At 36.1% G+C, this 13,168-nt stretch carries 11 protein-coding genes and 1 pseudogene; 6 read left to right on the top strand and 6 right to left on the bottom strand.

Features of this window, described 5'->3' with window-relative positions; genetic code table 11:
- Positions 1-508 precede the first annotated feature (508 nt).
- On the top strand, positions 509-1,027 hold the full coding sequence (locus tag BCG07_RS01435) for a hypothetical protein (protein WP_286888215.1): 519 nt from the start codon (positions 509-511) through the stop codon (positions 1,025-1,027).
- Positions 1,028-1,386: 359 nt separating this feature from the next.
- On the opposite strand, the gene BCG07_RS01430 is transcribed toward BCG07_RS01435, so the two are convergent.
- The 6 genes from BCG07_RS01430 to BCG07_RS01405 form a co-directional block, all read right to left on the bottom strand.
- Positions 1,387-2,346, bottom strand: a complete 960-nt coding sequence (locus BCG07_RS01430; protein WP_286888213.1) for a sugar-binding transcriptional regulator — start codon at positions 2,344-2,346, stop codon at positions 1,387-1,389.
- Positions 2,347-2,522: 176 nt separating this feature from the next.
- On the bottom strand, positions 2,523-3,533 hold the full coding sequence (locus tag BCG07_RS01425) for an ABC transporter ATP-binding protein (RefSeq protein WP_286888211.1): 1,011 nt from the start codon (positions 3,531-3,533) through the stop codon (positions 2,523-2,525).
- Between the two features lie 10 nt (positions 3,534-3,543).
- On the bottom strand, positions 3,544-4,374 hold the full coding sequence (locus BCG07_RS01420) for a carbohydrate ABC transporter permease (protein WP_008133015.1): 831 nt from the start codon (positions 4,372-4,374) through the stop codon (positions 3,544-3,546).
- A 1-nt stretch (position 4,375) separates the two neighbouring features.
- Complete coding sequence (locus tag BCG07_RS01415; protein ID WP_008133013.1) at positions 4,376-5,248, bottom strand: carbohydrate ABC transporter permease; 873 nt, start codon at positions 5,246-5,248, stop codon at positions 4,376-4,378.
- Between the two features lie 138 nt (positions 5,249-5,386).
- A complete protein-coding gene (locus tag BCG07_RS01410; RefSeq protein WP_008133010.1) occupies positions 5,387-6,694 on the bottom strand; it encodes an ABC transporter substrate-binding protein in 1,308 nt (435 codons plus the stop codon).
- A 97-nt stretch (positions 6,695-6,791) separates the two neighbouring features.
- Positions 6,792-8,120 carry a hypothetical protein gene (locus BCG07_RS01405; protein ID WP_286888209.1) on the bottom strand — a complete coding sequence of 443 codons (1,329 nt, stop codon included), beginning with the start codon at positions 8,118-8,120 and terminating at the stop codon, positions 6,792-6,794.
- A 446-nt stretch (positions 8,121-8,566) separates the two neighbouring features.
- Here BCG07_RS01405 and BCG07_RS01400 point away from each other — a divergent pair, with 446 nt between their 5' ends.
- The 5 genes and pseudogenes from BCG07_RS01400 to BCG07_RS01380 all read left to right on the top strand — a co-directional run.
- Complete coding sequence (locus BCG07_RS01400; RefSeq protein ID WP_006792946.1) at positions 8,567-8,950, top strand: response regulator; 384 nt, start codon at positions 8,567-8,569, stop codon at positions 8,948-8,950.
- 12 nt (positions 8,951-8,962) lie between these two features.
- A complete protein-coding gene (locus BCG07_RS01395; RefSeq protein ID WP_286888208.1) occupies positions 8,963-9,868 on the top strand; it encodes an AAA family ATPase in 906 nt (301 codons plus the stop codon).
- Positions 9,869-9,873: 5 nt separating this feature from the next.
- Positions 9,874-10,863, top strand: coding sequence for a DUF58 domain-containing protein (locus BCG07_RS01390; RefSeq protein WP_286888207.1), 990 nt, complete (start codon positions 9,874-9,876; stop codon positions 10,861-10,863).
- A complete protein-coding gene (locus BCG07_RS01385; protein WP_286888205.1) occupies positions 10,860-12,836 on the top strand; it encodes a transglutaminase TgpA family protein in 1,977 nt (658 codons plus the stop codon). The genes BCG07_RS01390 and BCG07_RS01385 overlap by 4 nt, the downstream gene beginning before the upstream one ends.
- Positions 12,837-12,844: 8 nt before the next feature.
- Positions 12,845-13,168 (top strand): annotated as a pseudogene (locus tag BCG07_RS01380) (sodium:proton antiporter); the annotation flags it as partial.

Here is a 13,168-nt window from a genome sequence, read left to right as displayed (position 1 = left end):
ATTAACCGATTAACCGATTAACCGATTAACCGATTAACCGATTAACCGATTAACCGATTAACCGATTAACCGATTAACCGATTAACCGATTAACCGATTAACCGATTAACCGATTAACCGATTAACCGATTAACCGATTAACCGATTAACTGGAACGAATAAATTAACAATTAAACACAATACTTAAGTGCTAAATATACATATATGCAATTAACTTATTGAATATATGTATAAAGTTAAATATATCTGTAACATAACCTTGTTAGGTTTTTATCCTCATTTATACAGGATAAAACAACAATGAAATCATTTATAAATATATCACTAACCTTAACAAGCATATTACTAGCTTCAGCTGCCAATGCTGCCAATTGCTTAGAAGGTTGCCTAACAGGTTTAGATAATTGCAATACAATTGAGCGAAGTATTTATACTTTAAAAAATTAGTTGCGAAAAGCCAAGGGTTTAGGGACACTTGAATAATCACATTTTAAATAAAGGAATAAAATTGATTAAACTTTTAGAGAGTTTTTTACTTATTTTAAATGCTTTTCAACCCTTGATAACTTTTTTGATAGGTTGTTCCGCTGTATATATTAGTGTTAAAACATACAAAAATTCGCGTATGTCTAGAGAGCATGAGGAACTTGTTCAATTAAGTAAAATTAAACGAGATTTGTACGTTTTAATTTCTCGATATAAATCTGTTCACCTAACTGAAAAATATAAGGTTACTTCATTGTCTAATTTGGTTTTTGACTCCAAGTTAGAGGATGATAATATTAAATGTATTTTGGAATTTATTAATACCATACGTGAGAAAACCAATAAGAGGTTCAAAGATGCTGAGAAGATATATAATTCAAAGCTTGATTGCATAAAAAGCATTACAACAATAAATGATGCCTTAGAAGAACTATATCATCTAGAAAGGTTACTTATTCAAAATGAAACACTAATCGAAGCATTGTATGAAAATAATCTTTCCGAAGTCAAAATGCGGCTTAGAGAAAAAAATTGGCATTGAGGAGCTCAAGTCTGAAATGGAAACCCAAGAAGAAAGAGAAACCAATGCTGACTAAATTCATTTATCATTCCTAAAATTTTATGGGAATGTATTAAAAACACCTTGAAGAACCAACCTTAAAAGAACTAATACTCAAAACACCAAAAATAGGGGGTTAACCGTAAATAATAGAAGCTACTTACCTAGAATATCTTTTAATTCACCTTATTTAACATAATATAAATTATAGGTAGTTAAATGTTATTTAATAAAAGCGCATAAATGCACTCTTATTATGTCCAATACTAGACGGTATCGGACATTAGGTCGTTTTGTTCGCTATAAAAATTTTGTAATACACAATGCAATGTTCAAATAACTCAATCAATGCTGAGTAAACGTTCTGCGGTATATTCGTTAGTGATTAAACCACTAATCATATTTGATCTTACTGCGCCTAGTATAGCCAACACTTTTTCTTCACCTGCAGCTATTGCATAAATTTGTTTGTGTTCATTTGTTACTAATGGCGTACTCGCAACGCGTTGGTTTACAGTGCAATCTAGCAATTTACCATTTTTATCGTAAACCCAGCTGATCATTTCGCCAACGGCGCCTAAGTCTTGAAGCTCTTTTAATTCATCAGCGTCAACAAAACCATCTATGTGTAATGGTGACTTTTCACCTAAACTACCAATGCCAACAAAAGTTACGTCTGCATTTTTAGCAAGCTTCAGGTTAGCAGTTATATTATGTTGTGCATGTAGTTGGTTTTTTTCTTCAATACTGCGCGGTAAAACTGGCAATGGCATCGGATAATGTTTTGCATTAGTGTGTTCAGCCATTCTAACTACAACATCGTAAGGCGAAGCCGAACCATCTAACGCCATGTTACCTAACATAGCCACTATTTTATGTTGTGGGCAATCAAGTATTGGTAGTTCATCAACAATAGCACGCAAAACTCTACCTGTTCCCATTGCTAATACTTTTGGCGTTTCTGATTTCAAATGGCGCTGTATCTCAGCGGCACCAGCTTGTGCAAGTCCAACTGTAGATGATGGTTCAGAAGGGTCGCTTGGCACCACTTCACATGATGCTAAACCAAATCGGCTTTTTAATTTTTCTGCTAAATCCATACATTTGGCAATGGGGTGATCGAGTCTTACTTTTATTAGGCCTTGGCTAACTGATAAAGCGACCATTCGCTGTGCTGACTGACGAGATACATTAAGCTTTTTCGCTATTTCGTCTTGAGTTTGGCCGGCGACATAATATAACCACCCCGCTCTTGCTGCATCATCAAGTTTTCTTATTTCTGTGTTCGATAATTTTGCCACTTAAACCTCTGTAATTAAGGAGTAACTTGTGTTTGATATTATTAATGGCTTCAAACTTATGCTTTAAGGCAAATATATCATTTATTTATATAATGCCGAAGCCAATAATGAGCTAATAACCAATACCTTAAAGTTAATTATGACTAAATAAGGTATTGGCTCTGTTGCTTTCAAACTTAGTTGCTAGCTTTAATCGTTACCCCATTTTTATCAAACTTGTGTACTTTATTTTCTTGCGCAGTTAAAAATACAGAGTCACCGTATTGGAGCGAGCAATCACCATCAGCTTTTACTGTCACTGTGCTGCCATTTGTAAGTGTTACATGTAGAAAGCTCTCAGACCCTAAGTGCTCAATTACCCCTACTTTACCTGACCACGTGCCTGTATCTTGCGATATTATAAAGTGCTCTGGACGAACACCTAAGCTTGACGCTCCATTAGTGTCACCATTTGGAATATCAATAAAGTTCATTTTTGGTGAACCAATAAAACCTGCAACAAATTTATTTACTGGGTATTGATAAAGTTCCAATGGAGTGCCTACTTGCTCGATAATACCGCCATTAAATACGGCAATTCTGTCGGCCATTGTCATTGCTTCAACTTGGTCGTGAGTTACATAGATCATTGTAGTGGCTAAACTTTTATGCAGCTCTGAAATTTCAAGACGCATATTTACACGCAATGAAGCATCTAAATTTGATAGTGGCTCATCGAATAAAAATGCAGAGGGTTGTCTAACAATTGCGCGCCCTATTGCTACTCGTTGACGTTGACCACCTGATAGCTGTCCTGGTTTTCGATCTAGATAATCAGTTAAATTAAGAATTTTAGCGGCGTTAGCGATTTTAGTTTCTATTTCTGCAGCGCTTACTTTAGCGCGCTTAAGTGGAAAAGCAATGTTATTGCGAACGCTCATATGTGGGTACAACGCATAAGATTGGAACACCATTGCTAAGCCTCTTTTAGCAGGTGGTGTATGTGTTGCATCTTGCCCATCTATTTCAATATTTCCGCTTGTTGTGTCTTCAAGCCCCGCAATCATGCGTAGTAATGTTGATTTACCACAGCCTGATGGCCCAACGAAAACAATAAATTCACCGTCTTTAATTTCTAAATCTAACGGTTTAATAACGTTTACGTCGTCAAAGTTTTTAGTGACTTGTTTTAGTGTGATGCTGCCCATGTGTGTTCTCCTACTTTACTGCGCCAAAGCTTAAGCCGCGCACTAATTGTTTTTGACTAAACCAACCAAGAATTAAAATTGGCACAATGGCCATGGCAGATGCTGCCGATAATTTGGCGTAAAATAACCCTTCAGGGCTTGAATAACTGGCTATAAATGCAGTTAACGGTGCAGCATTTGCTGCGGTTAATATTAAAGTCCAAAATGCCTCGTTCCAGGCTAAAATTACATTTAATAATAATGTTGAAGCAATGCCAGGTAAGGCTATAGGCAGTAATACATGAAATATTTCTTCGCCAATTGTTGCACCATCCATGCGTGAAGCTTCTAATATTTCACCCGGTATTTCTCTGAAGTAGGTATAAAGCATCCAGATCATAATTGGTAAATTTATAAGGGTCATCACGATAACTAAACCTAGTTTTGTATCGAGTAAACCGAAGTCGCGAAATAATAAGTAAATAGGTATTAGCACCCCTACCGGCGGTAGCATTTTGGTCGAAAGCATCCACATTAGTAAATTTTTTGTTTTTTTACTTTGCACAAAAGCCATAGACCATGCAGCCGGAACAGCGATTAATAAACCTAATAAACTTGACCCTAATGAAATAACAACCGAATTCCAAAAATGCGTAAAGTATGGTGAACGTGATAATACATCTGAGTAATTTATTAGCGTCCACTCGAATGCAAACAAAGTGGGTGTAGCTGATATAGCCTCAGATTCTGTTTTAAAACTTGTGATCAACGTCCATAAAATAGGGAAGAAAATCATTGAACTGACTGTCCATGCCGCTATGGTATAAATAAGTGTTGAACGTGTGTTATTTTTAATACTCATTTTACCCCTCCAAGTTTTTGCCAATTAAGCGCATTAAAAATATTGCTACTATATTTGCAATGATCACGGCAACAATGCCACCTGCCGAACCACCACCTACATCAAATTGCAGTAATGATTGGGTATAAATTAAATAAGTAATATTTGTTGATGAATAACCTGGCCCACCGCTTGTTGTAACCAATATTTCAGCAAATATAGAGAGTAAAAAGATGGTTTCAATTAATATCACCGCAGTCACAGCGCGAGATAAATGAGGTAAAACAATATAGAAAAACTTACTAAATGGGCCAGCACCATCTAAATCAGCGGCTTCTAATTGTTCGCGGTCTAGTGATTGAATAGCTGTAAGCAGAATCAGTGCTGCAAATGGTAACCACTGCCAAGACACAATTATAATGATTGAAAATAACGGCATTTGAGCAAAAAAGTCTATTGGCTCAAAACCTAACCAAATTGCAAAGTGAGCAAACAAACCATTTACAGGGTTCATGAGCATGTTTTTCCAAACTAAGGCTGAAACCGTTGGCATAACAAAAAATGGCGCAAGTACCATTATACGAACGTAATTACGTCCCCATATTGCTTGGTCTAATAAAATAGCCAAACCTATACCACCACAAATGGTAATGAGTAACACGCCAGTAACTAAATAAAGCGTGTTAAAAAAAGATTCAAAAAACGCCGGATCAGTTAAAAAAAACTCATAGTTTAAAAAACCTACAAATTCTTTATCTCCAGGAACCAATAAATTGTAATCAATGAATGAAAAATACAATGTCATACACAGCGGAACAATCATCCAAGCGAGTAACAATGTTACGCTAGGAAGAAGCATGAACCGAGCAAGCGTACGCGAGTTAGTTGTTGCCATAACGGTGACCTTAAAAAAGCCAATTCTATTTACTCACTATTAAGTGAAAATCAGAAACCCTTAATAATATGTAAAATCATAAATAGAACTGACATAAAATACAGGGCAAGTTGAGAGCTTGCCCACCTATAATTGATACTACTTAGGGTAACGCGCTTTTCGCATGGCTCTTTCAACTAAACGTTGAGATGAGCTTAACGCTTGTTTAACGGTCATTTGCCCAGTTAAAGCGGCTGAAAATTGTTGCCCTACTGCTGTTCCTATCCCTTGAAACTCCGGAATAGCAACAAACTGAATACCAACATAAGGAACAGGTTTTACGGTTGGGTTTTTAGGATCTGCGGTTTCGATTGAATCTAATGTTATTTGAGCAAAAGGCGCTGCTTCCATATACTGAGAGTTACTGTATAAAGATTTACGAGTACCCGGTGGCACTTTTGCCCAGCCTTTTTTATCGGCTACAAGTTGAGTATATTCTTTAGATGTTGCCCAGCTGATAAATTTCATTGCAGCATCTTGTTTTTTACTGCTTGAAGGAATGGCTAGTGTCCACGACCATAACCAATTACCACGTTTACCTAGCCCGTTGTCAGGTGCGAGTGCAAAACCAACTTTATCGGCTACTTCAGAATCTGTTTTGTTTGTAACAAATGCGCCAGCTACTGTTGCATCAATCCATATACCACACTTGCCGGTTTGAAATAATGCTAGATTTTCGTTAAAGCCATTAGCTGACGAACCCGCAGGACCTGATTCATTCATAACATCAACATAGTACTGAAGAGTTTTTTCCCATTCAGGTGTATTAAACTGAGGCTTCCAGTTTTCGTCAAACCAACGTGCACCGAATGAGTTAGCCATTGATGTAATCAGTGCAATATTTTCTCCCCAACCGGCTTTACCACGCAAACACATACCATAAACGCCATCCTCTTTACTGGTCATCGCTTTTGCTGCTTTTCTAATAAAGTCCCAAGACGGTGCTTTAGGCATTGTTAACCCAGCTTTTGCCATTAAATCAGTACGGTACATAACCATTGAGCTTTCGCCATAGAAAGGAGCGGCGTATAGCTTATCGTTAACGGTAAGGCCGCTTCGAATAGCGGGTAGTAAATCATCTAAATCGTAATTTTTGCCAAGGTTATCTAACTCTGTTAACCAGTTCTGTTTGCCCCAAATTGGTACTTCATAAGTACCGATGGTCATAACATCATACTGACCGCCTTTTGTGGCCACGTCTGTTGTTACACGTTGGCGTAAAATATTTTCTTCAAGTGTTACCCACTTCAAATCTATATCAGGGTTTTGACTGGTGAATTCATTGCTTAGTTCTTTCATGGTGATCATGTCACCATTATTTACAGTAGCAATTGTAATTGTTTCTTTTGCGTAAGCGTTGCTCATTGCCATTATGCCACAGGCAAGCATTAATAATTTATTTTTCATTTTGAATACCTTATCTCTAACAATAAAAGGTGCACTTGTACTTAATTAAAATAGCTTCAATTACGTGAATATTAAGTACTAAGTTGCTGAATATAAATTAAAATTTTACTGAAATCTCAGATGTGAAACCGTCAAAACCAGCGCCTATTTGGCCTGCAGAGTTAACGCCTTCTTCTTGATTTACATATTCCACTTTTAATAACGTTTTATCGTTAAACCAGTAGCCCGCAGCAACTTGAATACGCTCTACTGTATTGTCTGTTTGCTCAATTAAATCAGATGTATTTTCTGCTTCTGAATAACGAGCTGCTACATATAACTGTTTAGGGATAAGGTATTGTTGTGCTTCAAAAACAAAATATTCTACTGATGTATCACCTTTGATCACACTGTTTGAATCGTACGTTGTGCCATTAGCGTCGGCTACTCCATCGGTACCAAAGTATGTAATTCCTGCAACTGCATTGCCCGCAGCATCTGCAAATGTGTAATCATCTGATGATTTACCAACCATGAACACTAAACTTGTTTCGTCAGATGGTTGGTATGCTAGATTTAGTTGTATGATTGACTGCTCTAGTCCGGGCATTGCACCTACGTGCGTGTCACGTTCATTTGATGGTGAGGCAGAAAAGTTATAGTTTTCACCATCGCCAAAACGATAGTTTGTTGTAGTTACTCCGTCTAAACTAGCTACACCATTTTCAAAGTTTAACTGGTCGCCTTGATTGGCCTTGAAAAGATTTAAACCCGCTTTGAAACCACCTTCAAATTCTAATGTGCCTTGTAAACGGTAATTGTAACCACGGTCTTCTTGGAATGCTTCGCCAAAGCTTGAGGTTGTTATATGGCCAGCCACATTGTATGAGCGAAGAAAACCGCTGTCGTAAGTTTTTGTGTAACTAAGTTGCGCGCCGTTTTCAGCTGTAGCGTAATCAGTTATTCCGTTACCAATTAATGCATTACCTTGGTTATCTGCTCCATCTTGGAATCCTTTGAATTGTAACGGTGATGCACCAATGTTACCAAGCCTAAGGGTCAGATTCTCATCTTCTTTTGGTGTTCCATAAAGGCCAAATAAATCAAACTCAACACCGGCAAAGTCATTATGAAATGAAAAATCTCGGTCGCCGCCACCAAAATCATTTGGTTCTTCAGCTATATCAATATCAGCTGTAATAAATTCGTTAATATGAAATTTAAGCTGTAAATTTGCTCTTACACGGCCAAATCCAGATTCTTGTACTTCATCTTCAGGACGAAACGCCCCCTCTTTTGCTTGAATAGACTGGAAATTTTGCATTAATAAAAAGTCGACATCAACGCGGTCTAAGTAGTCAGAAACATCAGCTTGAGCTGACATAGAGGTAGCCATTGCAGCTGTTAATAGTGAGATTGCGAATTTTGTATTTTTATTTTTTAACATAATAAGCTCTTCGTGTTGTGTAGTGTTTAGTGTGAGTGTGTAGAAAAGCATTATGAGCATTGGATGTGAATTTATAATAAAATCCACAAATGAGCATAAGCTCAACTGCTGAGCATAATCACAGAATGATTTTAATAGGTCAACGATTTTTTATTACAAAACATTTACAAAATTAGAATTGTTAATTTAAAAGTCTTAATATCAATGACTTGTAAATTTATTAGATGTGGTTGAAAAAACGAGTGTGCGGGTGTTTATAAAATGGATAACTTTTAAATTAATTAGAAAGTAGTAGAATTGAGTGTTGTTTTGATATTTTTTAAGCAGAATACAAAATCAACAAAAGTATGGATGTATTGTGATTTTTTAAGCAACGTTCTTGAGGTTATTATGGTCATAGCTTAATATTAATGTACTTAAGAAGTATTAAAAGAAGTAACTTACATATGGAATTTGTTCGCCCTTTAGAGCCTATCCTCATCATTGACGATGTTAAAGAAATCCGTGATTACCTAAACCAAATATTAACCGAACTGGGTTATGAAGATATTTTAGAAAGCACGGATTTTAGCTCTGCCAAGCCAGTTATTGATAAAAAATGCCCTAGTGTGATTTTTTTAGATGTAGATTTACCCGACTCTGATGGGACTGATATTTTAGAATTTATTAATATAACCTACCCAAACGCACATGTAGTTATGTGCTCAGGTCATAACAGCTTAGAAAATGTTCAGAATACTTGGGAGCTTGGAGCTAAAGGGTTTATAGCAAAACCTTTTAATGCAAAAAAAGTTGATACCGTAATGAAACGTCTCGAACACATAGAATAATAAAAGGTTAGCATGCAAAGCTCCGTTAAAGCGATTATTGAAGACTTATCAGATGTTATTTTTGGAAAACAAAAACAGATAAAATTAGCACTAACTTGCTTGTTTAGCGAAGGACACTTACTAATTGAAGACTTGCCTGGCATGGGAAAAACCACTCTTTCTCATGGTTTAGCGGCAGTACTTGGCTTATCTTACCAACGAATTCAATTTACAAGTGACTTACTACCTGCCGATATACTCGGTACAAATGTATTTAATAGTAACGATCACAGCTTTACGTTTCATAAAGGCCCTATTTTTAGTCAAGTTGTATTAGCTGACGAAATAAACCGTACAGGGCCAAAAACGCAAAGTGCATTACTTGAAGCCATGGAAGAACAACAAGTCACTGTTGATGGCAAAAAGTATAGCCTTCCAGATCCATTTTTTGTTATTGCTACGCAAAATCCTTTATACCAGTCGGGTACTTATCCGTTACCAGAATCTCAGTTAGATCGATTTTTAATGCGTATAAGCCTTGGTTTTCCTCAAAAAGAAGCTGAAAAACGTTTAATTTTAAATATGCAAAAACGCGACTACAGCCAACTACCCAAACGGATAGATAAGCAGCAATTAAAACAAATTCAGGCACAAATTAGTGAAGTTACACTTAGTACTCCCGTTGTTGATTACATTATAGAGCTTGTTAATTATACAAGAAGCAGCAATGCGTTTGCGTCTTCATTATCACCTCGAGCAAGTATTGCATTAGCTAAGGCTGCTAAATCATGGGCTTATATTGATGGACGCGATTATGTAGTTCCTGAAGATATACAAGCAGTTTTTACAAGTGTGTGCCAGCACCGCTTAGGTTTGCATAATGAATCGGGTGAAGCTCAAGTGAATGACATTTTAAATGCTGTGCCGGTTCCGGTGTAGCTTTTATGCCATCTAAAAAATCAAAACGCTTAAGCATATTTGCATCTTTAAAACGTTCTGTTTTTGATAAATTTTTAAAACATAAACACCAAAAAAATTCAATTACGTTAGAGCACAACACAATCTATGTTTTACCATCATCCCTTGGGTGGTATTTTATTATTGTGGCTATTTTAAACTTTATAATGGGTATAAATTATCAAAATAATTTAATTTTGATCATGTCGTATCTGATGTTCGTGGTCATTGTATTAACTGTTTTTATGGGCTACAGCAATGCGAAAGGCTTAACAGTGACTTTTGATAAAGTATTACCTAGTTTTTCTCCACAACAACCCATTTTAAAATTGAACTTACATAGTAATTCAATCTGCCAATCGCTCTCTATTACCTATAACAATGATTTAAAAGCAAGTACACATCATGATGAAATTTCAAATAAATCGATTAGTAGCAGTTTACCGCTTCCGTATGAAACACGAGGTTGCTACAAATTAGAACGAATAAAAATAGCCAGTAACTATCCTTTTGGTTTGGTATCTGTATGGAGCTATTTACAAGTACAAACTAAAACTTTTGTTTACCCTGCTCACGAGTACGTATTAAGCGATGCACACATTTCTTCACAAGATGAAAATACACAAAATGGAATGACAAAAAAGTCGGGAACTGAAGAATTCGACAATCTATTAATTCATCAACCCGAAATGGGCTTAAGCAGAATATCGTGGAAACACTACGCTAAAACAAAGCAATTATTAGTCAAAGACTTTGTAGATTTTAAAGCCACTGATGCTTTGTTTGATTTTAATTTAATGAGTGGTGCTACAGAACAACGCCTTAGCCAGTTGTGTTATTTAGTGTGTGAAGCCACTGAGCACAACACCCCTTTCATGTTAAAACTACCAAGTAAATTAATCAGTATTAATACCGGACAAGCCCATAAGCAACACTGTTTAGAATGCTTAAGTTCATTTGCAGGTGAAAAGCAATGATTGAACTTAAAAATGAAAAAGTAATTAACTTCTCTTTGTGTTTTATTTACGCCTGTTTAGTTCTATTTTTTACAGCACACCTGCCACTCCCATTTATTAGTGTATTAGCTGGCTTATGCCTATGGAATGCAGTTATTACATCCAAAAATATCGTAAAGCCTAATGCATGGCTTGCAAACATACTTGCCGCTGGTGCTTTGGGTTTAATGATATTTACAATAGGAATGTCCGATACTGTAATATTGTTTGTGGCCATGCTGTTGTTATCAAGCTTATTTAAACTTTTACAAGCTAAAAATAAAAAGCATTATCAGGTAATTACAACGCTTACTTTTTTTTCATTGTCGTCGGTTTACTTATTTAGCCAAACTATATTTACCACTGCTGTTGTTAGCTTTTTATATGTATTAAATTTTTCAGTAATGGGTTTATTAGAATCTAAACACAACTTAAAAATAAGCGCTAAACAAAGTTCAAAGTTATTATTAATGGCGTTACCACTGGCTGTTTTTTTACTGTTGTTTTTACCAAAAATGCCTGCGTTTTGGCAGTTACCCGGGCCAAAACTTGCTAAAACTGGGCTCTCTGAGAAAGTAGATCCGTTTGATATTGCTAAATTGTCTAACTCAGATGAACTAGTATTTAGAGCTACTTTTAATAACCCCCCGCCTGCAACACCTTACTATTGGCGTGCAATTATTCATGATGAATTTAATGGCAATGCATGGCTTGCGTCTGATTTTTTAAAATACAGTAACCAACAAACAAACCAAAACTTAATATCCGAAAAAAGCATACTTATTGCAAACTATTCAATCATTGCAGAACCTGCAACGCAAAAATGGCTTTATGGCTTAACTTATTCAACCAGCAACAGTAAAAATGTAAGCGCTAATGCGCTTGGATTATTAAGGAAAAACAATTACCAAGCAAAAAGCCTGCAATATGATGTGGCAAGTTATCAATTTTCAGTAAATTCACTTAACGAATTTGAAAGAAATAGATATACATTTTTAAGTTTAAAGCAAAATATTAAAACTAATAAGTTTGCTTTACAGTTAAAAGAACAAGTTACCAATGAGCAGGCTTTTTATGACGCATTACTAGCGTACTTTGTAGAGCAAAACTTTACCTATACATTAACGCCGACCCCAATGAGTGGCGATAATACACTAGACCAATTTTTATTTGATAATAAACGTGGCTTTTGCGGGCATTATGCCAGTGCCGCTGCTTATATTTTTAGGGTTGCGGGCATACCTGCACGTGTAGTCAGTGGTTATTTAGGTGGTGAATATAATAGCGACAATAACACGCTAACTGTTCGCCAATATGACGCCCATGCTTGGGTTGAAGTATATTTACAAAATACCGGCTGGACTATTTTTGATGCCACTGCTGTTGTTGCTCCCGAGCGCTTAAATGGATCGCTTTCCCAAAACCAAGAGCTAAACGAAGAATTTAAAAATAATTTAGATTTCGGCTTAGTTAGCTTAAGTAAATTTGCAGCAATAAACTGGTTAAGGCTTGAACTAGAGCAACTAGATTATCAATGGTCTAGTTGGGTGCTTGGCTTTGATCAAGAAAAACAAAATGATTTTTTAAAATCCATCTTTGGTAATAAAAAAAGTTGGATGGTGCCTTTAGTTGTATTAATTACAGCTGGGTTAAGTTTTGCAATTTACTTTGTGTATTTAAACTGGCCAAAAGCAAAACCAGTTAAACTCCCCCCTATAGTTAAAGCCTATAATGAAGTTTTTGATTGGGGAAATAAAAACAAAATTACATCGGTCGATTCTCTTAGTCCGTCACAACAACTTGATCATATGGCAAAGCAAAGACCTAACGCGTCTAAGGAGCTAATAGAATTTAAACATTTATTCGAAAACAGCCGTTATGCTAACAAACCGTTTACCAAAGAGCGCAAAACCAAAGCTAAAGATCTGATAAAATTAATTAAAAGTTCAAAATAGAGAAAACTATGAATGCTGTTGTTGTTGGCGTGATTTTAATGCTTGCGCTCACCTTGGTTCGTGTCAATGTTATTGTAGCTATGACATTGTCTGCTTTAGTTGCTGGGTTAACTGCTGGTTTAGGAATAAAAGAAAGTTTAGATGCATTTAATTCGGGTTTGTCAGCAGGCGCTGAAATTGCCTTAAGTTATGCAATGCTTGGTGCATTCGCAGTTGCAATATCAAAGTCTGGTTTAACCCGCATATTAGCAGATAAATTATTAGCTGAAGTAGATGCTAGAGGGCAAGGCAGCCAAACATTACTTAGTTATTTTATTTTAATGATTATATTA

Source organism: Pseudoalteromonas sp. ESRF-bin5 (assembly GCF_002632075.1).
Classification (GTDB): domain Bacteria; phylum Pseudomonadota; class Gammaproteobacteria; order Enterobacterales; family Alteromonadaceae; genus Pseudoalteromonas; species Pseudoalteromonas marina.
This window is presented reverse-complemented; position numbering and strand designations above follow the sequence as displayed.

What these genes read in the sequence shown, in the direction of transcription:
- BCG07_RS01385 (WP_286888205.1), top strand. Translation starts at nt 10,860, where the DNA reads ATGATTGAACTTAAAAATGAAAAAGTAATTAACTTCTCTTTGTGTTTT.
- BCG07_RS01425 (WP_286888211.1), bottom strand. Translation starts at nt 3,533, where the DNA reads ATGGGCAGCATCACACTAAAACAAGTCACTAAAAACTTTGACGACGTA.
- BCG07_RS01410 (WP_008133010.1), bottom strand. Translation starts at nt 6,694, where the DNA reads ATGAAAAATAAATTATTAATGCTTGCCTGTGGCATAATGGCAATGAGC.
- BCG07_RS01390 (WP_286888207.1), top strand. Translation starts at nt 9,874, where the DNA reads ATGCCATCTAAAAAATCAAAACGCTTAAGCATATTTGCATCTTTAAAA.
- BCG07_RS01395 (WP_286888208.1), top strand. Translation starts at nt 8,963, where the DNA reads ATGCAAAGCTCCGTTAAAGCGATTATTGAAGACTTATCAGATGTTATT.
- BCG07_RS01400 (WP_006792946.1), top strand. Translation starts at nt 8,567, where the DNA reads ATGGAATTTGTTCGCCCTTTAGAGCCTATCCTCATCATTGACGATGTT.
- BCG07_RS01405 (WP_286888209.1), bottom strand. Translation starts at nt 8,120, where the DNA reads ATGTTAAAAAATAAAAATACAAAATTCGCAATCTCACTATTAACAGCT.
- BCG07_RS01415 (WP_008133013.1), bottom strand. Translation starts at nt 5,248, where the DNA reads ATGGCAACAACTAACTCGCGTACGCTTGCTCGGTTCATGCTTCTTCCT.
- BCG07_RS01420 (WP_008133015.1), bottom strand. Translation starts at nt 4,374, where the DNA reads ATGAGTATTAAAAATAACACACGTTCAACACTTATTTATACCATAGCG.